Origin of the sequence: Delftia sp. SD018 (genome assembly GCF_017355445.1) — a bacterium.
GTDB lineage: Bacteria > Pseudomonadota > Gammaproteobacteria > Burkholderiales > Burkholderiaceae_C > Comamonas > Comamonas acidovorans.
Genome location: NZ_JADDRN010000029.1, coordinates 19,502 through 43,933, shown reverse-complemented (window position 1 = coordinate 43,933; position 24,432 = coordinate 19,502). Strand labels below are relative to the sequence as shown.

Sequence of the window (24,432 nt, the reverse complement as noted above, 5' to 3'; positions counted from 1 at the left end):
ACTCAATCAATGGGCATGCCACGATAGGGACAATGGTGTTCCTAGGACTGGTGCGGCCTTCTGGGGCGGTGGGCTCGCAAATGAAAAAAGCCCCATGCAAAGGCATGGGGCTTTTGGGTGCCGGGCCGCTGAGGCCCGGACTTGCTATCAGCGCTGGCCGATCGGCTTGACGTCGCGGGACACGGAGCCCGTGAACAGCTGGCGGGGACGGCCGATCTTGTACTCGGGGTCGGCCATCTGCTCGTTGAGCTGGGCGATCCAGCCCACGGTGCGGGCCAGGGCGAAGATGCCGGTGAACAGGTTCACGGGCACGCCGATGGCGCGCTGCACGATGCCGGAGTAGAAGTCCACGTTCGGGTAGAGCTTGCGCTGCACGAAGTAGTCGTCTTCCAGGGCGATCTTCTCGACTTCCTTGGCCAGGGCGAACAGGGGGTCCTTTTCCAGGCCCAGTTCGGCCAGCACTTCATTGCAGGTTTCCTGCATGAGCTTGGCGCGGGGGTCGTAGTTCTTGTAGACGCGGTGGCCGAAGCCCATCAGCTTGACGCCGCTGTTCTTGTCCTTGACCTGTTCCATGAACTCGCCGACCTTGGCAACGCCGCCGTTGGCCTGCAGGTATTCCAGCATGTTCAGGCAGGCTTCGTTGGCGCCGCCGTGGGCAGGGCCCCACAGGCAGGCCACGCCGGCCGAGATGGCGGCGAAGGGGTTGGTGCCCGACGAGCCGCACAGGCGCACGGTGGAGGTGGAGGCGTTTTGCTCGTGATCTGCGTGCAGGATGAAGATGCGGTCCAGCGCGCGCTCGACCACGGGGTTCACCTTGAACTCCTCGCAGGGGTTGCCGAACATCATGCGCATGAAGTTGCCGGCGTAGCTCAGGTCGTTCTTGGGGTACATGTACGGTGCACCGATGCCGTACTTGTAGGCCATGGAGACCAGCGTGGGCATCTTGGCGATCAGGCGGATCGCGGCGATGTCGCGGTGCTCGGCGTTGTTGATGTCCATGTTGTCGTGGTAGAAGGCCGACATGCCGCCGACCAGACCCGTCAGGACGGCCATGGGGTGGGCGTCACGGCGGAAACCACGCAGGAAGAACTGCATCTGCTCGTTGACCATGGTGTGCTTGGTCACGCGCTCGACGAAGTCGGCCTTCTCGGACTCGTTGGGCAGCTCGCCGTACAGCAGCAGGTAACAGGTCTCGAGGTAGTCGCAGTTCTTGGCCAGCTGCTCGATGGGGTAGCCACGGTACAGCAGCTCGCCCTTGTCGCCATCGATGTAGGTGATGGCGGACTGGCACGAGGCGGTAGAGAGGAAGCCCGGGTCATAGGTGAACATGCCGGTCTGCGCGTACAGCTTGCGGATGTCCACCACGTCGGGACCGACGTTGCCCTGGTAGACGGGCAGCTCGACGCTGGGAGCGCCGTTGCTGAATGACAGCGTTGCTTTGTTGTCTGCGAGTTTCATTTCCAAACTTCCTTCTCTAGATTGCCTAGCCTACTAGCGGGAGAGAACCGGGCTTGCGCTTGCGCACCAGTTCCAGAACTTCCCTGATTTCTTGGGTATCGAGTTCACCTTCAGGCTCCTTGCGGCGCAAGAAGAGGTCCATCAGGTCGTTGTCTGCCAGGTCCATCAAGGCAGACAGACCGCTCGCGTGTCTCCGCGTGAGCTGGTCTCCGTAGGTGGCGAAGAACTGCGCGATGAACAGGTCGTTCTCGACCAGGCCACGCCGGCAGCGCCAGCGCAGCAGGTCTCGCTCGCGTTCGTCGAGCAGAGTATTCGTCATGGTCATCAGATGGCCCGGCGGACCATCAGTTCCTTGATCTTGCCAATGGCCTGCGTGGGGTTCAGGTGCTTGGGGCACACGTCCACGCAGTTCATGATGGTGTGGCAACGGAAGAGGCGGTACGGATCTTCCAGGTTGTCAAGGCGGTCACCCGTGGCCTCGTCGCGGCTGTCCGCGATGAAGCGGTAGGCCTGCAGCAGGCCGGCCGGGCCCACGAACTTGTCGGGGTTCCACCAGAAGCTGGGGCAGCTGGTGGAGCAGCTGGCGCACAGAATGCACTCGTACAGGCCGTTGAGCTCTTCGCGCTCTTCAGGCGACTGCAGGCGTTCCTTGGTGGGAGACGCGAAGCTGTCGTTCTGCAGGTACGGCTTGATCGAGTGGTACTGCTTGAAGAACTGCGTCATGTCCACGATCAGGTCGCGGATCACGGGCAGGCCGGGCAGGGGCTTGAGAACGATGTCGCCCTGCAGGGTCTTCATGTTCGTCAGGCAGGCCAGGCCGTTCTTGCCATTGATGTTCATCGCGTCCGAGCCGCACACGCCTTCGCGGCAGGAGCGGCGGAACGAGATGGAGGGGTCCATCTCCTTGAGCTTGACCAGGGCGTCCAGCAGCATGCGCTCGTGGCCGTCCAGCTCGACCTCGACGGTCTGCATGTAGGGCTTGGCATCCTTGTCCGGGTCGTAGCGGTAGATCTTGAAAGTGCGCTTCATTTGTCTGTTCTCTCGTGGGCTGCTGGATTAGAACGTGCGGACCTTGGGCGGCACGCTGTCCACCGTGAGGGGCTTCAGGTTCACGGGCTTGTAGTCCAGGCTGTTGGTGGCGCTGTACCACAGGGTGTGCTTGAGCCATTCCTTGTCATTGCGGCCCAGCGGGAACTCGGCGTGGTCGGCAGGATGCTCGTAGTCGTACACGGTGTGGGCGCCGCGGCATTCGTGGCGGGCAGCGGCCGAGATCATGGTGGCCTGGGCCACTTCGATCAGGTTGTCCACTTCCAGCGCTTCCATGCGGGCGGTGTTCCAGACCTTGGACTTGTCCTTGAGGGTCACGGAGCCCACGCGTTCGCGGATGGCGTTGATCTTGACTTCGCCTTCGTCCATGCTCTTTTGCGTGCGGAACACGCCGGCATGCTGCTGCATGGTGGCGCGGATGTCGCCAGCCAGGTCCTGGGCGTAGGTGCCTTCCTTGGAGTCGTCGAGCTGGTTCAGGCGCGTGAGCGTGCGCTCGGAGCCATCGGCCGGCACGGCCTTGTGGTCGCCGAAGCCGTTGACGAACTGCACGATGTGCTTGCCGGCCGACTTGCCGAAGACCAGCAGGTCCAGCAGCGAGTTCGTGCCCAGGCGGTTGGCGCCGTGCACCGACACGCAGGAGCATTCGCCCACGGCATAGAGGCCATTGACCACGTTGTTCTGCTGGCCGTCCCACACCACGACCTGGCCGTTGATGTTGGTGGGAATGCCGCCCATCTGGTAGTGGATGGTGGGCACCACGGGAATCGGTTCCTTGGTGATGTCCACGTTGGCGAAGTTGTGGCCGATCTCTTCCACCGAAGGCAGGCGCTTGCGGATGGTGTCTGCACCCAGGTGGTCCAGCTTCATCAGGATGTAGTCCTTGTTGGGACCACAGCCACGGCCTTCCTTGATTTCCTGGTCCATGGAGCGGGACACGAAGTCACGCGGTGCCAGATCCTTCAGCGTGGGAGCGTAGCGCTCCATGAAGCGTTCGCCTTCGCTGTTGAGCAGGATGGCGCCTTCGCCACGGCAGCCTTCGGTCAGCAGCACGCCCGCGCCGGCCACGCCGGTGGGGTGGAACTGCCAGAACTCCATGTCCTGCAGCGGGATGCCTGCGCGTGCAGCCATGCCCAGGCCGTCGCCGGTGTTGATGAAGGCATTGGTCGATGCCTGGAAGATGCGGCCTGCGCCACCCGTGGCCAGCAGCACGGCCTTGGCGTGCAGCTCGTACAGGTCGCCGGTTTCCAGTTCGATGGCGGTCACGCCGACCACGTCGCCCTGGGTATTGCGGATCAGGTCCAGCGCCATCCACTCCACGAAGAAGTTGGTCTTGGACTTGACGTTCTGCTGGTACAGCGTGTGCAGCATGGCGTGGCCGGTACGGTCGGCCGCGGCGCAGGCGCGCTGCACGGGCTTTTCACCGTAGTTGGCCGTGTGGCCGCCGAAGGGGCGCTGGTAGATGGTGCCGTCGGGGTTGCGGTCGAACGGCATGCCGAAGTGTTCCAGCTCGATCACGACGTTGGGCGCTTCGCGGCACATGAACTCGATCGCATCCTGGTCGCCGAGCCAGTCGGAGCCCTTGATGGTGTCGTAGAAGTGGTAGTGCCAGTTGTCCTCGCTCATGTTGCCCAGCGAAGCGGACACGCCGCCTTGCGCAGCCACGGTGTGCGAGCGCGTGGGGAAGACCTTGGACAGCGAGGCCACGGACAGGCCGGCGCGCGACAGTTCCAGCGCGGCACGCAGGCCGGAGCCGCCAGCGCCGACGATGACGACGTCAAACTTGCGCTTGGTGATGTTTGCTTTGGAGTAGCTCATTCTTAACCTTCAATCGTGGAGACCGCGTCTCTATCAGATACGCCACAGGATCTGGATGCCCCAGCCGGCGCAGCCGACGAGCCAGACCAGGGTGAAAACGTTCAGCACCAGGCGCAGGCCCACGGGCTTGACGTAGTCCATCCAGATGTCGCGCACGCCGACCCAGACGTGCCAGGCCAGCGAGACGATCACGGCGAAGGTCAGGAACTTCATCCACTGCGGGGCAAAGATGCCGGCCCACAGGTCATAGCCGACGGAGCCGGTGCTGAAGATCAGCTTGGCCAGCAGCACGATGGTGAACAGTGCCATCAGCACGCCGGTGACGCGCTGCACCATCCAGTCGCGGATGCCGTAGTGCGCACCGACCACGGTGCGCTTGGAGCCGTAATTCACGGACATGGTTCTTTTTCCTTATCGTGAGGGAGAGATCGTGAATCAGTACAGGCCGAACAGCTTGGCACCCAGGATCAGGGTCAGGCCAACGCTCAGGACCAGCACCACCAGGGCCGAGGACTTGCCGAACTGCTTGTTGACGGCGTGGTGGTTCACATCCATGAACAGGTGGCGGACGCCGGCGCAAAAGTGGTGCAGGTAGGCCCAGATCAATGCCAGGCACACGAGCTTGAGGAACCATCCGAAGGGACCCGCGAAAACCGAGGTGAAGCCGTCGAAGGAGATCTCCGAAGTCAGCGACATGTCCATCATCCACAGGATGAAAGGCAGCAGGATGAACATCAGCAGGCCGCTGATGCGGTGCAGGATGGACACGATGCCGGCCGGCGGCAACCGGTAGGTGGGGAGGTCCTTGAAGAAGTTGATGTTGCGGAACTCTGGCCGCTTTTTGGCTTGCTCAGTCATGGCAGGGTACTTTCGTGGATGTAACTGCTTCGTAATCGCTCAGGGGCGGCGATGCAAAATTCTATTGCAATGCAATAAAAACAGCTTTGCTGGGAATTGCGTATTTTCGCCCGCTTCTCTGGGGAACGGATCGTTCAGCTCAGCGCGTTGCGGTAGTGATGGGTGTCGGTGCGGTACAGGCCACGGCGTAACTCCATGGGAACATCGTTGTATGTGTAAGCGGTGCGCTCCACGCTCAGCAGGGGCGTGGTGCTGGGGACATCCAGCAGCAGGGCCTGTTCTGCCTCGGGCAGCACGGCGCGGATCTTTTCGTCGGCGCGCACCATGCGCACGCCGTAGTCCAGCTCGAACATGGCGTAGGTGGGGCCCTGGTAGGCGGACATCTGCTCGGCCGTCAGGCCCTTGAAGGCGTGGCCCGGCAGCCAGATGTCTTCCAAAATGGTCGGGATTGCGGAGAACGACAGCACGCGGCGCACATGCATCACGGCGTCGCCGCTGCGCAGCGCCAGGCCGCGCGCCACGTCCGCCGATGCGCGCAGGCGCCGGCAGTCGATGATGCGGCGCTCGGCACGGCCCTCGCCCTGCTGGTCGCCGCCGTCGGGCTGCAGCTTGAGGAAGCGGTACTGCACATGCTGGGCCGCGTGGGTGGCCACGAAGGTGCCCTTGCCCTGGCGGCGCATCACCAGGTTCTCCGCGGCCAGCTCGTCGATGGCCTTGCGCACCGTGCCCTGGCTCACGCGAAAGCGCGCGGCCAGCTCCATTTCGCTGGGAATCAGTTCGCCGGGCCGCCATTCGCCTGCTTCAAGGCTCTGCAGTATCAGTCCCTTGATCTGCTGATACAAAGGGCTGAAGGCCGGGGTCGATGCGCCCGCGCCGATGGTGGGAGCGGCGGTGTCTGAGGCGAGGGGAGGCAGGACTGGCATGGAAAAGTTCGGGGTGGGGAGGCTCCCGGCGACGCAGATGAAAGACTTGGAAACAGACGTCGATCATATCTTATATAAGACATAAGACAAATTGACCGGGCTTCGAAATCGGGAGTACACTTTCGCGTTGTTTGCGGAGCACGGGCTGCTGGTTTCTGACGCTGGTGCGACCTGGCGCCGATAACACCTGATTTTTTCCCCATCCCTGGAGTTTCATCATGAGCAAGAAGCCCGTTCGTGTCGCCGTCACCGGTGCCGCCGGTCAAATTGGTTACGCCCTGCTGTTCCGCATCGCCTCCGGCGAAATGCTGGGTAAGGACCAGCCCGTCATTCTGCAACTGCTGGAGATTCCCGACGAGAAGGCCCAGAACGCGCTCAAGGGCGTGATCATGGAACTCGAAGACTGCGCCTTCCCCCTGCTGGCCGGCATCGAAGCCCACTCCGACCCCCTGCAAGCCTTCAAGGACACCGACTACGCCCTGCTGGTCGGCGCGCGTCCCCGCGGCCCCGGCATGGAACGTGCCGACCTGCTGGCTGCCAACGCACAGATCTTCACGGCCCAGGGCAAGGCGCTGAACGCCGCTGCCTCGCGCAACGTGAAGGTGCTGGTCGTCGGCAACCCCGCCAACACCAACGCCTACATCGCCATGAAGTCGGCTCCGGACCTGCCGGCCAAGAACTTCACCGCCATGCTGCGCCTGGACCACAACCGCGCTGCCTCGCAGCTGGCTGCCAAGGCCGGCTTCAAGGTGGGCGACATCCGCAAGCTGACCGTCTGGGGCAACCACTCGCCCACGATGTACGCCGACTACCGCTTCGCCACCGTCAACGGTGAAAGCGTCAAGGCCAAGATCAACGACCAGGCCTGGAACAAGGACGTGTTCCTGCCCACCGTCGGCAAGCGTGGCGCCGCCATCATTGCCGCCCGTGGTCTGTCCTCGGCTGCCTCGGCTGCCAACGCTGCCATCGACCACATGCGCGACTGGGCCCTGGGCTCTGGCGGCGAATGGGTCACCATGGGCGTGCCCTCCAACGGCGAATACGGCATCCCCGCCGGCATCGTCTTCGGCTTCCCGGTCACCACCGAGAACGGCGAGTACAAGATCGTCGAAGGCCTGGAAATCGACGCCTTCTCGCAAGAGTGCATCGACAAGACCCTGGCCGAGCTGCAAGGCGAACAGGACGGCGTCAAGCACCTGCTGTAAGCCGCCGGCAAGCCATGCTCGACTGGAATCCCGCGCTTTACCTGCGTTTCGCCAATGAGCGTACGCGCCCCGCAGCCGAGCTGCTGGCGCGTGTGCCCTTGGCCCAGGCCCGCCATGTGGTGGACCTGGGATGCGGGCCGGGCAATTCCACCGAGCTGCTTGCACAGCGCTATGCCGGTGCCACGATCACCGGCATAGATAACTCCCAGGCGATGCTGGCCACCGCGCGCCAGCATCTGCCTGAGGCCCGCTTCACGCTGGCCGACATTGCTTCCTGGACGCCCGCCCCCGGCGAGAGCGCTCCCGACCTGATTTATGCCAATGCCTCCCTCCAGTGGGTGGGGGAGCATGAAACGCTGATACCCCGCCTGTTCGCCCAACTGGCGCCAGGGGGCGTGCTGGCGATACAGATGCCCGACAACCGGCAGGAAGCCACGCACCGCGTGATGCGCGAGATCGCCAGCCTGCCCAAGTTTGCCGCCTACATCGGCGACGCCGCCAAGGTGCGGGCCGACATCCTGCCCATCCGCAGCTACTACGACCTGCTGGCCGGTCCGCAGGAGCAGGCCGGCGTCGAGGCCGGCGCCGTCGATGTCTGGCACACCGTCTACCAGCATCCGATGGACTCGGCCGGCGCCATCGTCCAGTGGCTGCGCGGCACCGGCCTCAAGCCCTTCGTCGAAGGGCTGCCCGAAGCCCTGCAGGCCGACTTCCTCACCGAATACGAAAACCGCGTGGACGCCGCCTACGGCGTGCGCGCCGACGGCCGGCGCCTGCTGGCCTTCCCCCGCCTGTTCATCGTCGCCCAGCGCAAGCCATGACCGCCGCCACGTCCACACCCTCTCGCGCACACCCGGCCCAGGTGCTGCTCGATGCGCAGGGCGGTGCCCTGCACCTGCCCGTCTGTGACCACTACAGCGGCGTGGAAGTGCGCATGCGCAAGAGCCTGCAGCTGCAGGCCGAGATGATGGCCGAGTTCGGCACCTGCGTCTTCGACGTCACGCTGGACTGCGAAGATGGCGCCCCCGTGGGCCAGGAGGCGGCCCATGCGCGCCTGGTGGCCTCGCTGGCGCGCGATGCCGCGCCCGGTGCCCGCGTGGCTGCGCGCGTGCATGCCGTGGACCACGCCAGCTTCGCGCAGGACCTGGACATCATCGTCGGCGAGGCCGGCGACCGCCTGTGCCACCTCATGCTGCCCAAGGTGGAAAGCGTGGACGACGTGCTGCTGGCCGAGCGGCATCTGGGCCGACTGGGCTGCCGCGAACTGCCGCTGCATGTGCTCATCGAGTCGCCCGCCGCCGTGCACCGTGCCTTCGACATCGCGGCACACCCGCGCGTGCAGAGCATTTCCTTCGGCCTGATGGACTTCGTCTCGGCCCATGGCGGCGCGATTCCTGCCTCGGCCATGGGCTCGGCCGGCCAGTTCGACCATCCGCTGGTCGTGCGTGCCAAGCTGGAGATCGCAGCCGCCTGCCACGCGCACGGCAAGGTGCCTTCGCACTGCGTGGTCACCGAATTCAGGAATCCACAGGCGCTGCAGGCCGCTGCCACACAGGCGTCACGGCGGCTCGGCTATACCCGCATGTGGAGCATCCACCCGGACCAGATCCGCCCCATCCTCGCCGCCTTCGCGCCCCAGGCCGACGAAGTGGCGCAGGCCGCACAAATACTTACCGCCGCCGAGGCCGCCGATTGGGCGCCCGTCAGCGTGGATGGTGTATTACATGACCGGGCGAGCTACCGCTATTTCTGGCAGTTGCTCACACGTGCCCACCAGACCGGCCAGGCGCTGCCCCCACAGGTGCGGCCCTGGTTTGCATCAGAATCACTTGCTTAGCCCACACCGGGAATTTGCAGGAGCCCAACGTATGAAGACAGCTATCGCCTCCATCCTGATCGCAGCCCCCTTGCTGGCCATGGGCCTGGGTGCCAGCGCCGCCGAGCCCGCCACCGCAAAGAAGGCACCGGCCAAGGCCGCTGCCAAGCCTGCGGCCAAGAAGGCCCCCGCCAAGAAGGCCACCACGGCCAAGGCCGCTGCCGGCGCTGCCGCCGTCGGCGGTGCGGCCGCCGTCGCAACTGCTGCCCAACAGCCGCTGTCCGCCGAAGACCTGGCCATTTCCGAGCGCGTGCACACCGGCCGCATCCCCTGCGAGCTGGGCGCCTTCGTCAATGTGACGGCCGACCAGGCCAACCCGGGTTACTTCAACATCGACGGCAAGGGCTTCAAGTACCACATGTCGCCCGTCAAGACCTCGACCGGCACCGTGCGCCTGGAAGACAAGCATGCCGGCGCCGTCTGGCTGCAGATCGCCAACAAATCGATGCTCATGAACCAGAAGGTCGGCCAGCGCCTGGCCGACGAATGCATGAGCCCCGATCAGCTTCAGGTGGCCGAGGCCATCAAGAAGAACCCGCCTCCCAGCCTGCTGGAAGCACCCAAGCCCGCCGGCCAGTAATCCAGGCCCGGACCTGAGCGTCCCGCAAGCAGCCCCACTTTAGAAAACCATGGAGAGAGAATCATGTTGAAAGCCTACCGTGACCACGTGGCCGAACGCGCCGCGCTCGGTATCCCCCCGCTGCCGCTGGAAGCCAAGCAGGTTGCCGAACTGATCGAGCTGATCAAGAACCCGCCCGCTGGCGAGGACGCCTTCCTGCTCGACCTGCTCACGCACCGCGTTCCTCCGGGCGTGGACGATGCCGCCAAGGTCAAGGCCAGCTTCCTGGCAGCCGTGGCCCACGGTGACATCCAGGTGGCTCTCATCTCCAAGGCCAAGGCCACCGAGCTGCTGGGCACCATGGTGGGCGGCTACAACGTGCATCCCCTGATCGAGCTGCTGGACGACGCCGAAGTCGCCGGTGTGGCCGCCGATGCGCTGAAGAAGACGCTGCTGATGTTCGACTTCTTCAACGACGTGGCCACCAAGGCCAAGGCCGGCAACGCCAAGGCCCAGGAAGTCATGAAGAGCTGGGCTGACGCCGAGTGGTTCACCTCGCGCCCCGAAGTGGACAAGAAGATTACCGTCACCGTCTTCAAGGTGCCCGGCGAGACCAACACCGACGATCTGTCGCCCGCGCCCGATGCCTGGAGCCGTCCGGACATCCCGCTGCACTACCTGGCCATGCTCAAGAACACCCGTCCCGACGCGGCCTTCAAGCCCGAGGAAGACGGCAAGCGGGGCCCGATGCAGTTCATCGACGACCTCAAGAAGAAGGGTCACCTGGTCGCCTACGTGGGCGACGTGGTCGGCACCGGCTCCTCGCGCAAGTCGGCCACCAACTCCATCGTCTGGGCCACGGGCCAGGACATCCCCTTCGTGCCCAACAAGCGCTTCGGCGGCGTGACCCTGGGCGGCAAGATCGCTCCCATCTTCTTCAACACGCAGGAAGATTCGGGCTCGCTGCCCATCGAAGTCGATGTCACCAAGCTGGAGATGGGCGACGTCATCGACGTGCTGCCCTATGACGGCAAGCTGGTCAAGAACGGCGAGACCGTCGCCGAGTTCCAGCTCAAGAGCGACGTGCTGTTCGACGAAGTGCGCGCCGGCGGCCGCATCAACCTGATCATCGGCCGTTCGCTGACCGCCAAGGCCCGCGAATTCCTGGGCCTGTCCGCATCCACCGTGTTCCGCCTGCCCCAGGCGCCCGCTGCTTCGAACGCCGGCTTCACGCTGGCCCAGAAGATGGTCGGCCGCGCCGTCGGCCTGCCGGAAGGCCAGGGCGTGCGCCCCGGTACCTACTGCGAGCCGCGCATGACCACCGTGGGTTCGCAGGACACCACCGGCCCCATGACCCGCGACGAGCTCAAGGACCTGGCCTGCCTGGGCTTCTCGGCCGACATGGTCATGCAGTCCTTCTGCCACACGGCTGCCTACCCCAAGCCCGTGGACGTCAAGACCCACCGCGAGCTGCCTGCCTTCATCAGCAACCGCGGCGGCGTGGCCCTGCGTCCCGGTGACGGCGTGATCCACTCCTGGCTCAACCGCCTGCTGCTGCCCGACACCGTGGGCACGGGCGGTGACTCGCACACGCGCTTCCCCATCGGCATCTCCTTCCCCGCAGGTTCCGGCCTGGTGGCCTTCGGCGCCGCCACGGGCGTGATGCCCCTGGACATGCCCGAGTCCGTGCTCGTGCGCTTCAAGGGCGAAATGCAGCCCGGCGTCACCCTGCGTGACCTCGTGCATGCCATTCCCCTGTACGCCATCAAGGCAGGCGCACTGACCGTGGCCAAGGCCGGCAAGAAGAACATCTTCTCGGGCCGCATCCTGGAAATCGAAGGCCTGCCCGACCTCAAGGTGGAACAGGCCTTCGAGCTGTCTGACGCCTCGGCCGAGCGCTCGGCTGCCGGCTGCACGATCAAGCTCAACCCCGAGCCGATCAAGGAGTACCTGACCTCGAACATCGTTCTGATGAAGAACATGATCGCCGACGGCTACGCCGACGCCAAGACGCTGCAGCGCCGCATCGAGAAGGTCGAAGCCTGGCTGGCCAAGCCCGACCTGCTCGAAGCCGACAAGGACGCCGAATACGCTGCCGTGTTCGAGATCGACCTGGCCGACATCAAGGAACCCATCGTCTGCTGCCCCAACGATCCCGATGACGCCAAGTTCCTGTCCGAAGTGGCCGGCACCAAGATCGATGAAGCCTTCATCGGTTCGTGCATGACCAACATCGGCCACTTCCGCGCAGCAGCCAAGCTGCTGGGCGGCCAGCGCGACATCCCCGTCAAGCTGTGGGTGGCTCCGCCCACCAAGATGGACCAGAACGAGCTGATCAAGGAAGGCCACTACGCTGCCTTCGGCACGGCCGGTGCCCGCACCGAAATGCCGGGCTGCTCGCTGTGCATGGGCAACCAGGCCCAGGTCCGCGAAGGCGCGACGGTGATCTCCACCTCGACCCGCAACTTCCCCAACCGCCTGGGCAAGAACACCAACGTGTTCCTGGGCTCGGCCGAGCTGGCCGCCATCGCATCGCGCCTGGGCAAACTGCCCACCAAGGAGGAATACCTCAAGGAAATGGGCGTGATCGATGCCGACAAGTCCAGCGTCTACCGCTACATGAACTTCGACCAGATCGAAGAGTACGCGGACGTGGCCAGGGGCGTGAGCGCCTGAGTCCGGCCTGATCCGGCTCCATGAGCAAAGCCCGCTTCGGCGGGCTTTGCTGCTTTCTGGCTCTGTACTTTCCGGTTTACGCAGCCTGCCTCAACCGCCCCAGCACCTCCTGCGTCTGCGCATCCGCCGGAAAGAACGACTCCACGGCCAGCTCCTGCAGCGTCACATCCACCGGCGTGCCGAAGATGGTGATGGTGCTGATGAAGTTCAGGCGGCCATGGTCGGTGTCCAGCGCGAAGGGCACGGCGATGTGGCTGGCAGGTGCTGCGCCATGTGAGTCCGCTTCATCTTCCTTGAACGGGTAGGCGGCAATCTCGTCGTGCAGCGCCTGCAACTGCACATCCGACGTGGCGGCAATCTGCTGCTGCAGGCGGTGCAGCAGATGCGCGCGCCAATGGGCTGCGTTGGCCAGGCGCGGGCCCAGGCCTTCGGGATGCAGGCTCAGGCGCAGCACATTGACGGGTGGCTCCAGCAGCCAGGGCGCCACGCCGGCCAGCAGCAGCGGCACGATGGCGTTGGCGGCCACCAGGTTCCAGTGCCGGTCCACGGCCAGGGCGGGATTGGGTTCGTGGCCTTTGAGCACCAGGTCCACGGCCTGGCGCGCGGCGGCCAGGTCCGGGTGGTCCAGCGGCCGGGCCTGGTACATGGGCGCATAGCCTGCGGCCACCAGCAGGGCATTGCGCTCGCGCAGCGGCACGCCCAGGCGCTCCACCAGGCGCAGCACCATCTCGCGGCTGGGTTGGGCGCGGCCGGTTTCCACATAGCTCAGGTGGCGCGTGGAGATCTCGGCCTCCAGCGCCAGGCCCTGCTGGCTCAGGCGGCGGTGCTGGCGCCAGTGGCGCAGATGGTCGCCGAAGGGCGAGCGCGCGGACGGTGGATGGGCGGTGGAGGTCATGGTCCGCATCGTAGCGGCGGGGCCGGCGTGGCGGCCATGACCTGCGAGGTTATCGACCCTGTGCAGCCTGCGGCGGACCATGCAGTCCATGGCATGCACGGTGTGTGCCTGTTGCTCTCAAGGAGTTCGCCATGTCGATGTTTGCTTCCCCCCGTTTCCTGCCCCGCGTGATGTGGGCCGATGCTGCTTCCTGCGCCGCCTCGGGCGCCTTGCAACTGGTGGCGGGGCAGCCGCTGTCGGATGTGACGGGGTTGCCTCTGGCGCTGCTGCAGTCCACAGGCTGGTTTTTGCTGGGCTATGCGCTGCTGGCTGCGTGGATGGCGGCGCGCTCGCCTGTGCCGCGGCGGTTGATCGGGCTGGTCGTTGTGGGGAATTTCGGGTGGGCTGTGGGCTGTGTTGCGCTGTTGGCGTTTGGTGGGTTGGGGTTGTCTGTCTGGGGTGTGACGTGGGTGTTGGCTCAGGCGCTGGTGGTTGTGGTGTTGGCTGAGTTGCAGTGGACTGGGTTGCGGCGCACGCGCGATGTTGTCGGCGGTGCGCGGTCCGTGGTTGTCGGGTGATGGGACTGTTTCTGCCCCTGCCGGGGGGTGTTTTTTCGAGGCCGGGTCTCGGCCCGGCAGCCGACCTACCTTTCTTTGATTCGTCACCGGTACGCCGGCCGAAGAAAGGTAGGCCAAAGAAAGACGACCCGGATGCCCGCGACCCCTTCGCTGCGCTGCGGGGCAACCTGCGTCGGGCCGCCTGCGGGGTTCGCCGTGAAACTCACTTCGCGCTGCGCGCTACGTTCAAACAATCACGGCGAGTCAGATCACGAGGCAGTCCTGTCCTTCGGCAGGACTGCAACCCCGCAGGCGGCCCGACGCAGGCGCTGGCATACGGGGAGCTGGTGCGGGCCTTCGCTGCGCTGGGCCCGGTTCAGGGGGCTGTGCTGCTTTTGACGTGGTGGGAGCAGCCCACGGCGACGACTTCGCCGCTGGTTTCGCTGGCCAGCATGTCGGCGCTGTTGCGGATGGTGCGCAGGGCGCTGGCGAGCACGTCCAGGCGGCTGCTGGTCTCGGGCGTTTCCAGCCACAGCAGGGCCATGCGGGAGAGTGCCGAGATCTCGGCACAGCCTTGCTGGACCAGGCGGTCCACCTCGGTCACGACCTGGGTGAAATGCTCGGCGCTTGGTGGGGGTCTGGGTGTCATGGCTCGGCTCTCCCTGCAAGGTTGAGAGAGGCCGTGGAAAGGCAAACGTTGCGCATGCTTCCGTGCTCCTAGTCGAGGCTTGAGACCACCGGGTTGCGTTTTCAAGCGCAGGCAGGTGGGCGGGATGTTGAAAACACGAGACTAGTCGTGCGGGCAGCCTTGCGGTGAGCCCCATCCCGCCCGAAATCGCACAGACGTGGGCAAGCGCCCACGAATACAGGATTCAGACGTGACAAAGCCTCGCTGACGGGGAGGCTGCACCGCTAGTCTTGGAAAAGGTGTTTTCAAGCACCAGCCCCGTGACAGGGGGCTGGTGCGGATTGTGGCATAGCGACTGGAGTTGCTCCAGCGGGGCTGGCATGACCTGGCAACTGCGGCGAGTCAGTTGACGAAGCAGTCCTGTCCTTCGGCAGGACTGCAACCCCGCAGGCGGCCCGACGCAGGCACTGGCATACGGGGAGCTGGTGCGGGCCTTCGCTGCGCTGGGCCCGGTTCAGGGGGCTGTGCTGCTTTTGACGTGGTGGGAGCAGCCCACGGCGACGACTTCGCCGCTGGTTTCGCTGGCCAGCATGTCGGCGCTGTTGCGGATGGTGCGCAGGGCGCTGGCGAGCACGTCCAGGCGGTTGCTGGTTTCGGGCGTTTCCAGCCACAGCAGGGCCATGCGGGAGAGTGCCGAGATTTCGGCACAGCCTTGCTGCACCAGGCGGTCCACCTCGGTCACGACCTGGGTGAAATGCTCGGCGCCTGGTGGGGGGCTTGTTGTCATGGCTCGGCTCTCCTTGCAAAGGTGAGGCGGGCCATCGAGAGGGATGCGATGTACATGGTTCCGTGCTCCTATTCGAGACTGAACCACCAGGCCGGGTTTTCAAGCACAGCAATGGTGGACGGGATGTTGAAAACACGAGAATAGTCGTGCGGGCAGCCTTGCGGTGAGCCCCATCCCGTCCCAAACCGTTCGGATGCAGGCAAGCGCCCACGATCCAAGCAAATCAGACGTGACAAGGCCTCGCTATCGGGGAGGCCGCTCCGCTATTCTTCAAAGGTGTTTTCAAGCACCGGCCCCGTGACAGGGGGCTGGTGCGGATTGTGGCATAGCGACTGGAGTTGCTCCAGCGGGGCTGGCATGACCTGGCAGGTCATGGACTCAGGGGGCGGTGGCGGCGGAGCATCGGTGGGGCCGGCTTGCGAGGTGCATGCCCGGCAATCCACAAGGAGTGCTGATGCCGATGTTTTCCCATGCCCGTTTCCTGCCCCGCACCCTGTGGGCCGACGCCATCTGCTGCGCCGCTGCCGGCGCGGTGCAGCTGGCCTTTGCGCAGCCGCTGGCCGTTGTCACGGGGTTGCCGCAGGCGCTGCTGCTGGGCACGGGGTGCTTCTTGCTGGCCTGGGCCTGCGTGGCTGGCTGGGGCGCGTGCCGCATGCCGCGCAGCAGGGGGCTGGTAGCGCTTGCCGTGTTCGGCAACTTCGGCTGGGCCCTGGCCTGCGGGGTTGTGCTGTACAGCGGCGTGCTGGAGCCTGCGCCCGCAGGCTGGGCATGGGTGCTGGGCCAGGCGGCCATCGGCGTGGCGCTGGGCGATCTGCAGTGCGCGGGGTTGTGGCGCAGCAGGGCTTCGCTGGCCGGTTCGATGACAGCCCAGTGAAAGCCTGCCGCTTTTGCCGCGCGGACAGCGTTGTCCGCGTGTGACTATCGCCAATGGACCACAGCATCCGCGGGCACTTCTGGGCACAATGGAAATCAGAGTCTTGGTGCATGCCCAGCAGCCCGGAAAAGGCGGCGCGCATGTGCCTTCCCAGAGTTTCATCCAGGAGTCTCACGATGCGCCACGAATATGAAAACACCCTCAAGTCCTTTGCTGCGGCGGGGGGCAAGAAGGGCAAGTTCTTCTCCCTGCCTGAACTGGCAAGGCAATATCCACAGGTCCGGCGATTGCCCGTGTCGTTGCGCATCGTGCTGGAGTCCGTGCTGCGCAACTGCGATGGCAACAAGGTGACGCGCGAGCATGTGGAGCAGCTGGCGAACTGGAAGCCCCAGGCCGAGCGCGTGGACGAGATCCCCTTCGTGGTATCGCGCGTGGTGCTGCAGGATTTCACGGGCGTGCCGCTGCTGGCCGACCTGGCCGCCATGCGCAGCACGGCCGCCAGGCTGGGCAAGAAGCCCAAGTCCATCGAGCCGCTGGTGCCCGTGGACCTGGTGGTGGACCACTCCATCATGGTGGACTACTTCGGCACCAAGAAGGCGCTGGACCTGAACATGAAGCTGGAGTTCCAGCGCAACAAGGAGCGCTACCAGTTCATGAAGTGGGGCATGCAGGCCTTCGACACCTTCGGCGTGGTGCCGCCGGGCTTCGGCATCGTCCACCAGGTGAACCTGGAGTACCTGGCGCGCGGCGTGCACAAGACCAAGGACGGCGTGCACTACCCCGACACCCTGGTGGGCACGGACAGCCACACGACCATGATCAACGGCATCGGCGTGGTGGGCTGGGGCGTGGGCGGCATCGAGGCCGAGGCGGCCATGCTGGGCCAGCCCGTGTACTTCCTCACGCCCGATGTGGTGGGCTTCGAGCTGTCGGGCCAGCTGCGCGAGGGCGTGACGGCCACCGACCTGGTGCTGTCGGTGACCGAGATCCTGCGCCGCGAGAAGGTGGTGGGCAAGTTCGTGGAGTTCTTCGGCGAAGGCACGCGCACCCTGGCGCTGCCCGACCGCGCCACCATCGGCAACATGGCGCCCGAGTACGGCGCCACCATGGGCTTTTTCCCCGTCGATGAAAAAACCATCGACTACTTCAAGGGCACGGGCCGCAGCAAGGCCGAGATCGAGGCCTTCGAGGGCTATTTCCGCGCACAGGAACTGTTCGGCGTGCCGGCCGCCGGCGAGATCGACTACTCGCATGTGGTGCGCCTGGACCTGGGCACGGTGGCGCCCAGCCTGGCCGGACCCAAGCGCCCGCAGGACCGCATCGAGCTGGGCAATGTATCGTCCAAGTTCGATGAGCTGTTCAGCGCCCCTGCGGCGCACAACGGGTTCAACCAGCCGATCGAACGGCTGGGCCGGAGCTTTCGCGTAGGCGGTGGCGGCGAGGGCGAGGTGGCGCCCGAGACGCCGGCCCATCCGCCCGGCGCGCAGCGCTCGCTGGCCGAGATGGAGGCCAACAAGCCCAAGCTGGAGGCCGCCCACAGCGAGGCACCGGTCGATGCCCCCGCCCCTGCCAAGCGCCTGAGCATCGCCAACGGCGACGTGCTGATTGCCGCCATCACCAGCTGCACCAACACCTCCAACCCCAGCGTGATGCTGGCCGCCGGCCTGCTGGCCAAGAAGGCGGTGAAGGCCGGGCTCACAGTGCAGCCGCACATCAAGACCTCCCTGGCGCCGGGCTCGCGCGTGGTGACCGAGTATTTGACCGAAGCCGGCCTGCTGCCCTACTTGGAAAAGCTGGGCTTTGCGCTGGCCGGCTACGGCTGCACCACCTGCATCGGCAACGCGGGCGATCTCACGCCGGAGCTCAACGAGGCCATCACCAGCAACGACCTGGTCTGCGCGGCCGTGCTGTCGGGCAACCGCAACTTCGAGGCGCGCATCCACCCCAACATCAAGGCCAACTTCCTGGCCAGCCCGCCCCTGGTCGTGGCCTATGCCATTGCCGGCACGGTGCGCCGCGACCTGATGACCGAGCCCGTGGGCCAGGGCAAGAACGGCCGTGACATCTACCTGGGCGACATCTGGCCGACCAGCGAAGAGATCCACGCGCTGATGAAGTACGCCATGAACGGCAAGGCCTTCCGCGAGAACTACGAGAAGGTGCGCTCCGAGCCCGGCAAGCTCTGGGAAAAGATCCACGGCGTGACGGGCGCCACCTATACCTGGCCCGAGAGCACCTACATTGCCGAGCCGCCGTTCTTCGATGATTTCCGGCTCCAGCTGGACGCGCCTGCCGCCGGCGCCGAGGGCTCCAACCCCTACGTGGTGCACGGCGCGCGCGTGATGGCGCTGTTCGGCGACTCCATCACCACCGACCACATCTCGCCGGCCGGCTCCATCAAGGAAAGCTCGCCCGCAGGCCAGTGGCTGCTGGCCCACGGCGTGCAAAAGGCCGACTTCAACAGCTACGGCTCGCGGCGCGGCAACCATGAGGTGATGATGCGCGGCACCTTTGCCAACGTGCGCATCAAGAACCTGATGATTCCGGCGCAGGCCGATGGCTCGCGCGAGGAGGGCGGCCTGACGCTGTACCGCGACGGCACGGGCCAGGTCACCAAGATGCCCATCTACGACGCGGCCATGAAGTACCAGGCCGAGGGCCGTGCCACCGTGATTTTTGCAGGCGAGGAATACGGCACGGGATCGAGCCGTGACTGGGCCGCCAAGGGCACGCAGCTGCTGGGCATCAAGGCCGTGGTGGCGCGCAGCTTCGAGCGCATCCACCGTTCCAATCTGGTCGGCATGGGCGTGTTGCCGCTGCAGTTCCTGGGCACGGACAGCTGGCAGACCTTGGGCCTGACGGGCGAGGAGTTCGTGGAAGTGATTCCCGCCGCCGACCTGGCACCGCAAAGCGAGGCCCAGCTGGTGATCACGCGTGCCGATGGCAGCAAGCAGACCGTGGTGGTCAAGCTGCGCATCGACACGCCCATCGAGGTGGACTACTACCGGCACGGCGGCATCCTGCCGTACGTTCTCAGGCAGCTCCTTGAATGAAGTTGGAAACCCCCTGAGCCGCTATGCGGCTTCCCCCTGCAAAGGGGGGCGACACCCTGGCGGCGGGGCGACCCTTGCTCGGTGTCCCTCGCTTTTGGGCCACGCCAGTTTGGGACAGAGTGAACTGAGCAAGGGTGTGGCGTTTATGGCTGCTGCCCCAGCCTGCCCACGCTGTCGCGCAGGTGGGCCAGCAGCGATTCGACCAGGGGCTGCACATGGCCCGGGTGCCACATGGCCTGCATCTGCGACTGCGGGTGCCGGCCCTGGATGGGCACGAAGGCCAGCCCCGGAAAGCCCACGCGCTGCAGGCAGGACGGAACCAGGGACACGCCCTGGCCCAGCGACACCATGGACAGCACGGACAGCCAGTGCCGCACCTCGTGGTGCAGGTCGGGCGTGAAGCCTTCGCTCTGGCAGATCTGCCAGATCTGCTGGTGGTAGTCGGGCGAGACCTGGCGCGAGAACAGCACCATGCGCTCGCCCGCCAGCTGGCGCACCTGCAGCGTGCGCTGGCCGGCCAGCGCATGGCCTGCGGGCAGGCAGGCCATGAAGGGCTCGCTCACCAGGGTGTGTGATTGCAGGCCGGGCGCGGGGCGCGTGGCGTGCAGCAGGCCCAGGTCCAGCCGCTCCTGCTGCAGGGAGGCGATCTGCTCTGCGCTGTTGAGCTCCAGCATGTCGATGCGCACCAGCGGGTGCCGGGCGCGAAAGCTCTCCAGTGCCTCGGGCAGCCCGCGGTAGATGGCCGAACCCACAAAGCCCAGCCGGATGCGGCCCTGCACGCCGTCGGCGATGGCGCGCATGTCCTGGCGCACGCGCTGGGCCTGTTCCATGATGTCCTGGGCCTGCACGCGCAGGTGCTTGCCGGCGGCCGTGAGCCGCACCTCCTTGCTGGTGCGCTCGAACAGCTGGGCGCCCAGCTCTTCCTCCAGCTGGCGGATGGCCACGCTCAGCGGCGGCTGGGAGATGGACAGGCGCTGGGCTGCGCGGCTGAAGTGCAGCTCCTCGGCCAGCACCAGAAAGTACCTCAGTTGTCTCAGCTCCATGGTGTTCTATCCGGTTTGACTATTGATCAATACGTTATCGATATTTGACTCGAATAGGACTGTTTCCAAGAATGGGGGCATCCCCAAGACCCGGAGCCCATGCGCCCGGTCCCGGTTCCCGCACAGGAGACAGACCATGAACCCCGAACCGCAGGCGCTGGCCGCCATGCAGTCTTCCCCCGCCCAGGCTTTCCAGGCCGTGCCCGACCGCCACGGCAGCAACCTGTACACCACCGATTCGCAGTTGCAGCCGCTGCTGGCGCTGTACCTGCCGCCCGAGGTGAACGCGCACCTGCAGCCCCATCTGGAGCGCATGGGCGCCCTGGCCGGCCGCGAGATCGATGAATGGGCGCTGACCGCCGACCGCAACCCGCCCGAGCTGGAGCACCGCGACCGCACGGGGCGCGATGCGCAGCGCATCGTCAAGCACCCGGCCTATGTGGAGATGGAGCGCATTGCCTATGGCGAGTTCGGCCTGGCCGTCATGTCACACCGCACGGGCGTGCTGGGCTGGGATGGCAAGCTGCCGCCGCTGGCCAAGTACGCGCTGACCTATCTGTTCGTGCAGGCCGAGTTCGGCCTGTGCTGCCCGCTGTCCATGACGGACTCGCTGGCGCGCACGCTGCGCAAGTACGGCGAGCCGGCCCTGGTCGAAAAGTACTGGCCGCGCATGACGCAGCTGCGTTTCGAGGACCAGGCCCAGGGCGCCATGTTCATGACCGAGCAGGCGGCCGGCTCGGACATCTCCAACACCCAGACGCTGGCCCGCCCGGCCGCCGACGGCAGCTGGCGCCTGTCGGGCGACAAGTGGTTCTGCTCCAACCCCGATGCCGACTTCGCCATGGTGCTGGCGCGCGTGGAAGGCGCGCCGGCGGGCATGAAGGGCATCTCGCTGTTCCTGCTGCCGCGCCGGCTCGATGACGGCTCGGCCAACCACTACCGCATCGTGCGCCTCAAGCACAAGCTGGGCACGCGCTCCATGGCCAGCGGCGAGATCGTGCTCGACGGCGCCGTCGCCTACCTGGTGGGCGAGCAGGGCCGGGGCTTCGTGCAAATGGCCGACATGGTGAACAACTCGCGCCTGTCCAACGGCGTGCGCTCGGCCGGGCTGATGCGCCGCGCCGTGGCCGAGGCCGAGTACGTGGCGCGCGAGCGCCGCGCCTTCGGCAAGGCCTTGCAGGACATGCCGCTGATGCAGCGCCAGCTCGACAAGCTGCGCATCTACTCCGAGCAGGCCCGCACCATGGTGCTGCAGACGGCCCAGGCGCTGCAGCGTTCGGACGCAGGCGAAGACGGCGCCTACGCGCTGCTGCGCATCCTCACGCCCATGATCAAGTTCCGCGCCTGCCGCGACGCGCGCAAGGTCACGGGCGACGCCATGGAAGTGCGCGGCGGATGCGGCTACATCGAGGAGTGGAGCGACCCGCGCCTGGTGCGCGACTCCCACCTGGGATCGATCTGGGAAGGCACCAGCAACATCGTGGCGCTGGACGTGATCCGCGCCATCAAGCGCGAAGGCTCGCTGCCCGTGCTGCGCGACCACGCGGCCCAGCTGCTGGCCCAGACCGAGGCGGCCACGGACTTCAAGGCCGCGCTGTCGGCCAGCATGGACAAGGCTTCCGCGCTGGCCCTGCGCGCGGCCGAGGAGGGCGGTGACCGCCTGGCACGCGCCGCCGCCTCGGGCCTGTACCACTGCTTCACGGCCACGGCCATGGCCTGGGAGGCCTCGTGCACCGGCAGCGCCGAACGCATGCGCTGGGCCCAGCTGGTGCTGCTGCACCGCGTGCTGCCGCGCGACCCGCTGGCGGCAGGCGACCTGCCCGAAGGCTGGACACGCTGAGCCCATCGACCGCACCGACCCAGAACAAACATCCCGTCCACAGGGATGACCGCACAAGTACCGGAGACAAACACCATGCCTTGCACTGACCCGAAGCCGTCCTTCCAGAAACGCCGATTCCTGTGGGCCTGTGCGCTCGCAGCCACCGCCGCGCTGCCGGCCGCCGCCCTGGCCGAACGCTTTCCCGAGCGGCCCATCAGCTTTGTCGTTCCCTTCCCGCCCGGCGGGCCCACGGACGCCATGGCCCGCACGCTGGCGATATCGCTGACCGAGACGCTGGGCCAGAGCGTGATCGTGGAGAACAAGGCCGGTGCGGGCGGCAACATCGGTGCCGACTTCGTGGCCCGCGCCAGGCCCGACGGCTACACCATCATGTTCGGCACCTCGGGGCCGCTGGCCATCAACAAGCACCTGTACCGCAAGATCAACTACGACCCGCAGACCAGCTTCGCGCCCATCATCCGCGTGGGCCACCTGCCCAATGTGCTGGTGGTCAATCCGGCGACCAAGGCCACCACCGTGCAGGAGCTGATCGCGCAGGACAAGGCCAAGCCGGGCAGCCTGGACTATGCGTCCTCGGGCAACGGTGCCTCCTCGCACCTGGCGGGCGTGCTGTTCAACAAGATGGCCGGCACCTCGCTGCAGCACATCCCCTACAAGGGCACGGGCCCGGCGCTCAACGACCTGCTGGCGGGGCAGGTGAACATGACCTTCACCGACATCCTCACCGCCATGCCCTACATCAAGGCCGGCAAGTTCAAGGCCATTGGCGTGGCCACGGAAAAGCGCTCCCAGGCCATGCCCGACATCCCCACCATCGCCGAGCAGGGCCTGCCCGGCTACGACGTGAGCGTGTTCTTCGGCGTGGTGGCACCGGCCGGCACGCCGGCCGACCGCATCGAGACGCTGAACGCGGCCTTCCGCAAGGCCCTGAGCAGCGAGCGCATCCGCAAGACCTTTGCCGACCAGGGGCTGGAGCCGGCATCGGATCTGTCGCCAGCGGGGCTGTCGACCTTCATCGCGCAGGAAGTGACCAAGTGGAAGGCTGTGGTCGATGCCTCCGGCGCGAAGCTCGACTGAACAGATGGAGAACACCCCCTGAGCGGCTACGCCGCTTCCCCCTCTCTCGCACGCGGGAGTGGGACGGCGCCTTCGCTGCGGGGCGGCCCTTGCTGGGCGCCCCGGTGGCTTGAAGCACGCCAGTCTTGCACCTTGTGCCAATGAAGAAAGAAACTTTATGAGCAGAGCCAATGGTGCCCTTCAGGGCATCCGTGTCCTCGACCTTTCCCGCATTCTTGGTGGCCCGCTGTGCGGCCAGATCCTGGGCGACCACGGCGCCGACGTGCTCAAGGTGGAGCCGCCGCAGGGCGACGATACGCGCGCCTGGGGGCCGCCGTTCCAGGACGGTGTGTCCTCCTACTACCGGGGCCTGAACCGCAACAAGCGGCTGCAGTTCCTGGACCTGTCCCAGCCCGAAGGCCAGCAGGCCGTGCTGGCGATGATGGAGCAGGCCGACGTGGTGGTGGAGAACTTCAAGATCGGCACCATGGAGAAATGGGGCATTGGCTGGGAGCAGGTGCGCGAGCGCTTTCCGCGCCTCATCTGGTGCCGCGTCAGCGGCTTCGGCGCCGATGGCCCGCTGGGCGCCTGGCCGGGCTATGACGCGGCCATCCAGGCCATGACGGGGCTGATGAGCGTCAACGGCGAGGCCGGCGGCGATCCGCTGCGCGTGGGCCTGCCCGTGGTGGACATGGTCACGGGCATGAACGGCGTCATCGGCGTGCTGCTGGCGCTGCAGGAGCGCCAGCGCAGCGGTCTGGGCCAGCTGGTCGATGTCTCGCTGTACGACAGCGGCATCTCGCTGCTGCACCCGCATGCGGGCAACTGGTTCATGAGCGGCAGGACGCCGGGGCGCTCGGGCAATGCCCATCCCAACATCTATCCCTACGACAGCTTTGCCACGGGCACCACGCCGGTCTTCCTGGCCGTGGGCAACGACCGCCAGTTCCGCCTGCTGTGCGAGCACCTGGGATGCCCGCAGCTGGTGGCCGACGAGCGCTTTGCCACGGCCGGTCAGCGTTCGCACCACCGCGATGCGCTCAAGCCGCTGCTGGAGCAGGCCCTGCAGTCCTGCGACGGCCCCGCGCTGGCCGATGCGCTGATGGCCATCGGCGTGCCCGCCGCGCCCGTGCTGGGCGTGGACGCGGCGCTCAACCACCCGCATACCCTGCACCGCGAGATGGTGGTGGAGATGGAGGGCGGCTACCGGGGCCTGGGCGCGCCCGTCAAGCTCAGTCGCACGCCGGCCAGCTACCGGCATGCGCCGCTGGCCGAGGGCGACAGTTTCGAGTGAGCTGCA

General features: G+C 66.1%; 22 protein-coding genes. 11 read left to right on the top strand and 11 right to left on the bottom strand.

The genetic code is table 11. From position 1 onward, the window contains the following. Positions 1–147 precede the first annotated feature (147 nt). From INR38_RS23625 to INR38_RS23595, 7 genes are all read right to left on the bottom strand, one after another. Positions 148–1,458 carry a citrate synthase gene (locus INR38_RS23625; protein ID WP_012204342.1) on the bottom strand — a complete coding sequence of 437 codons (1,311 nt, stop codon included), beginning with the start codon at positions 1,456–1,458 and terminating at the stop codon, positions 148–150. A gap of 25 nt (positions 1,459–1,483) precedes the next feature. After that, on the bottom strand, positions 1,484–1,783 hold the full coding sequence (locus INR38_RS23620) for a succinate dehydrogenase assembly factor 2 (RefSeq protein WP_012204343.1): 300 nt from the start codon (positions 1,781–1,783) through the stop codon (positions 1,484–1,486). Then, positions 1,783–2,487 carry a succinate dehydrogenase iron-sulfur subunit gene (locus tag INR38_RS23615; RefSeq protein WP_012204344.1) on the bottom strand — a complete coding sequence of 235 codons (705 nt, stop codon included), beginning with the start codon at positions 2,485–2,487 and terminating at the stop codon, positions 1,783–1,785. Before INR38_RS23615 ends, INR38_RS23620 begins: the two co-directional genes overlap by 1 nt. 27 nt (positions 2,488–2,514) lie before the next feature. Further along, on the bottom strand, positions 2,515–4,320 hold the full coding sequence (gene sdhA, locus INR38_RS23610; RefSeq protein ID WP_012204345.1) for a succinate dehydrogenase flavoprotein subunit: 1,806 nt from the start codon (positions 4,318–4,320) through the stop codon (positions 2,515–2,517). Positions 4,321–4,353: 33 nt separating this feature from the next. After that, positions 4,354–4,719, bottom strand: coding sequence for a succinate dehydrogenase, hydrophobic membrane anchor protein (gene sdhD, locus INR38_RS23605; protein ID WP_012204346.1), 366 nt, complete (start codon positions 4,717–4,719; stop codon positions 4,354–4,356). Positions 4,720–4,755: 36 nt separating this feature from the next. Beyond that, complete coding sequence (gene sdhC / locus INR38_RS23600) at positions 4,756–5,178, bottom strand: succinate dehydrogenase, cytochrome b556 subunit (protein ID WP_012204347.1); 423 nt, start codon at positions 5,176–5,178, stop codon at positions 4,756–4,758. A 134-nt stretch (positions 5,179–5,312) separates the two neighbouring features. After that, positions 5,313–6,101 (bottom strand): GntR family transcriptional regulator, encoded by a 789-nt coding sequence (locus INR38_RS23595; protein ID WP_207443560.1) that lies wholly within the window; start codon positions 6,099–6,101, stop codon positions 5,313–5,315. 218 nt (positions 6,102–6,319) lie between these two features. Here INR38_RS23595 and INR38_RS23590 point away from each other — a divergent pair, with 218 nt between their 5' ends. The 5 genes from INR38_RS23590 (at position 6,320) to acnB (ending at position 12,417) form a co-directional block, all read left to right on the top strand. After that, the gene (locus tag INR38_RS23590) at positions 6,320–7,306 is read left to right on the top strand and encodes a malate dehydrogenase (RefSeq protein WP_013803435.1); all 987 of its coding nucleotides are present in this window, start codon (positions 6,320–6,322) and stop codon (positions 7,304–7,306) included. Positions 7,307–7,320: 14 nt separating this feature from the next. Further along, complete coding sequence (gene tam / locus INR38_RS23585; RefSeq protein ID WP_012204350.1) at positions 7,321–8,127, top strand: trans-aconitate 2-methyltransferase; 807 nt, start codon at positions 7,321–7,323, stop codon at positions 8,125–8,127. Next, complete coding sequence (locus INR38_RS23580) at positions 8,124–9,143, top strand: aldolase/citrate lyase family protein (protein WP_207443561.1); 1,020 nt, start codon at positions 8,124–8,126, stop codon at positions 9,141–9,143. Before tam ends, INR38_RS23580 begins: the two co-directional genes overlap by 4 nt. Positions 9,144–9,174: 31 nt before the next feature. Further along, complete coding sequence (locus INR38_RS23575; protein WP_013803433.1) at positions 9,175–9,762, top strand: hypothetical protein; 588 nt, start codon at positions 9,175–9,177, stop codon at positions 9,760–9,762. Between the two features lie 63 nt (positions 9,763–9,825). Next, positions 9,826–12,417 carry a bifunctional aconitate hydratase 2/2-methylisocitrate dehydratase gene (gene acnB, locus INR38_RS23570; RefSeq protein WP_012204353.1) on the top strand — a complete coding sequence of 864 codons (2,592 nt, stop codon included), beginning with the start codon at positions 9,826–9,828 and terminating at the stop codon, positions 12,415–12,417. Positions 12,418–12,493: 76 nt separating this feature from the next. Here the strand turns inward: acnB and INR38_RS23565 are convergent, their stop codons facing one another. After that, entirely contained in the window at positions 12,494–13,312 is an 819-nt protein-coding gene (locus tag INR38_RS23565) for a helix-turn-helix transcriptional regulator (protein ID WP_207443562.1), read from the bottom strand. A gap of 131 nt (positions 13,313–13,443) precedes the next feature. On the opposite strand from INR38_RS23565, the gene INR38_RS23560 reads away from it, so the two are divergent. Continuing rightward, positions 13,444–13,869: a hypothetical protein gene (locus tag INR38_RS23560; protein WP_207443563.1), complete on the top strand. Its 426-nt coding sequence runs from the start codon at positions 13,444–13,446 to the stop codon at positions 13,867–13,869. Between the two features lie 355 nt (positions 13,870–14,224). On the opposite strand, the gene INR38_RS23555 is transcribed toward INR38_RS23560, so the two are convergent. After that, positions 14,225–14,497, bottom strand: coding sequence for a hypothetical protein (locus tag INR38_RS23555; protein WP_207443564.1), 273 nt, complete (start codon positions 14,495–14,497; stop codon positions 14,225–14,227). Between the two features lie 493 nt (positions 14,498–14,990). Then, a complete protein-coding gene (locus tag INR38_RS23550) occupies positions 14,991–15,263 on the bottom strand; it encodes a hypothetical protein (RefSeq protein ID WP_207443565.1) in 273 nt (90 codons plus the stop codon). A 454-nt stretch (positions 15,264–15,717) separates the two neighbouring features. Here INR38_RS23550 and INR38_RS23545 point away from each other — a divergent pair, with 454 nt between their 5' ends. After that, the gene (locus tag INR38_RS23545; protein ID WP_063326757.1) at positions 15,718–16,137 is read left to right on the top strand and encodes a hypothetical protein; all 420 of its coding nucleotides are present in this window, start codon (positions 15,718–15,720) and stop codon (positions 16,135–16,137) included. 176 nt (positions 16,138–16,313) lie between these two features. Further along, entirely contained in the window at positions 16,314–19,190 is a 2,877-nt protein-coding gene (locus INR38_RS23540; RefSeq protein ID WP_207443566.1) for an aconitate hydratase, read from the top strand. A 143-nt stretch (positions 19,191–19,333) separates the two neighbouring features. Here the strand turns inward: INR38_RS23540 and INR38_RS23535 are convergent, their stop codons facing one another. Then, entirely contained in the window at positions 19,334–20,233 is a 900-nt protein-coding gene (locus INR38_RS23535) for a LysR family transcriptional regulator (RefSeq protein ID WP_013803426.1), read from the bottom strand. 136 nt (positions 20,234–20,369) lie between these two features. On the opposite strand from INR38_RS23535, the gene INR38_RS23530 reads away from it, so the two are divergent. From INR38_RS23530 to INR38_RS23520, 3 genes are all read left to right on the top strand, one after another. Continuing rightward, complete coding sequence (locus INR38_RS23530; RefSeq protein ID WP_207443567.1) at positions 20,370–22,073, top strand: acyl-CoA dehydrogenase family protein; 1,704 nt, start codon at positions 20,370–20,372, stop codon at positions 22,071–22,073. Positions 22,074–22,148: 75 nt separating this feature from the next. After that, positions 22,149–23,153 carry a tripartite tricarboxylate transporter substrate binding protein gene (locus tag INR38_RS23525; RefSeq protein WP_034391509.1) on the top strand — a complete coding sequence of 335 codons (1,005 nt, stop codon included), beginning with the start codon at positions 22,149–22,151 and terminating at the stop codon, positions 23,151–23,153. A 157-nt stretch (positions 23,154–23,310) separates the two neighbouring features. Continuing rightward, the gene (locus tag INR38_RS23520; protein WP_207443568.1) at positions 23,311–24,426 is read left to right on the top strand and encodes a CoA transferase; all 1,116 of its coding nucleotides are present in this window, start codon (positions 23,311–23,313) and stop codon (positions 24,424–24,426) included. The last annotated feature ends 6 nt before the right edge of the window (positions 24,427–24,432 follow it).

What these genes read in the sequence shown, in the direction of transcription:
- INR38_RS23560 (WP_207443563.1), top strand. Translation starts at nt 13,444, where the DNA reads ATGTCGATGTTTGCTTCCCCCCGTTTCCTGCCCCGCGTGATGTGGGCC.
- INR38_RS23530 (WP_207443567.1), top strand. Translation starts at nt 20,370, where the DNA reads ATGAACCCCGAACCGCAGGCGCTGGCCGCCATGCAGTCTTCCCCCGCC.
- INR38_RS23620 (WP_012204343.1), bottom strand. Translation starts at nt 1,783, where the DNA reads ATGACCATGACGAATACTCTGCTCGACGAACGCGAGCGAGACCTGCTG.
- INR38_RS23595 (WP_207443560.1), bottom strand. Translation starts at nt 6,101, where the DNA reads ATGCCAGTCCTGCCTCCCCTCGCCTCAGACACCGCCGCTCCCACCATC.
- INR38_RS23535 (WP_013803426.1), bottom strand. Translation starts at nt 20,233, where the DNA reads ATGGAGCTGAGACAACTGAGGTACTTTCTGGTGCTGGCCGAGGAGCTG.
- INR38_RS23575 (WP_013803433.1), top strand. Translation starts at nt 9,175, where the DNA reads ATGAAGACAGCTATCGCCTCCATCCTGATCGCAGCCCCCTTGCTGGCC.
- acnB (WP_012204353.1), top strand. Translation starts at nt 9,826, where the DNA reads ATGTTGAAAGCCTACCGTGACCACGTGGCCGAACGCGCCGCGCTCGGT.
- sdhA (WP_012204345.1), bottom strand. Translation starts at nt 4,320, where the DNA reads ATGAGCTACTCCAAAGCAAACATCACCAAGCGCAAGTTTGACGTCGTC.
- sdhC (WP_012204347.1), bottom strand. Translation starts at nt 5,178, where the DNA reads ATGACTGAGCAAGCCAAAAAGCGGCCAGAGTTCCGCAACATCAACTTC.
- INR38_RS23590 (WP_013803435.1), top strand. Translation starts at nt 6,320, where the DNA reads ATGAGCAAGAAGCCCGTTCGTGTCGCCGTCACCGGTGCCGCCGGTCAA.
- INR38_RS23550 (WP_207443565.1), bottom strand. Translation starts at nt 15,263, where the DNA reads ATGACAACAAGCCCCCCACCAGGCGCCGAGCATTTCACCCAGGTCGTG.
- INR38_RS23545 (WP_063326757.1), top strand. Translation starts at nt 15,718, where the DNA reads ATGCCGATGTTTTCCCATGCCCGTTTCCTGCCCCGCACCCTGTGGGCC.
- INR38_RS23580 (WP_207443561.1), top strand. Translation starts at nt 8,124, where the DNA reads ATGACCGCCGCCACGTCCACACCCTCTCGCGCACACCCGGCCCAGGTG.
- INR38_RS23555 (WP_207443564.1), bottom strand. Translation starts at nt 14,497, where the DNA reads ATGACACCCAGACCCCCACCAAGCGCCGAGCATTTCACCCAGGTCGTG.
- INR38_RS23540 (WP_207443566.1), top strand. Translation starts at nt 16,314, where the DNA reads ATGCGCCACGAATATGAAAACACCCTCAAGTCCTTTGCTGCGGCGGGG.
- INR38_RS23525 (WP_034391509.1), top strand. Translation starts at nt 22,149, where the DNA reads ATGCCTTGCACTGACCCGAAGCCGTCCTTCCAGAAACGCCGATTCCTG.
- INR38_RS23625 (WP_012204342.1), bottom strand. Translation starts at nt 1,458, where the DNA reads ATGAAACTCGCAGACAACAAAGCAACGCTGTCATTCAGCAACGGCGCT.
- sdhD (WP_012204346.1), bottom strand. Translation starts at nt 4,719, where the DNA reads ATGTCCGTGAATTACGGCTCCAAGCGCACCGTGGTCGGTGCGCACTAC.
- tam (WP_012204350.1), top strand. Translation starts at nt 7,321, where the DNA reads ATGCTCGACTGGAATCCCGCGCTTTACCTGCGTTTCGCCAATGAGCGT.
- INR38_RS23565 (WP_207443562.1), bottom strand. Translation starts at nt 13,312, where the DNA reads ATGACCTCCACCGCCCATCCACCGTCCGCGCGCTCGCCCTTCGGCGAC.
- INR38_RS23520 (WP_207443568.1), top strand. Translation starts at nt 23,311, where the DNA reads ATGAGCAGAGCCAATGGTGCCCTTCAGGGCATCCGTGTCCTCGACCTT.
- INR38_RS23615 (WP_012204344.1), bottom strand. Translation starts at nt 2,487, where the DNA reads ATGAAGCGCACTTTCAAGATCTACCGCTACGACCCGGACAAGGATGCC.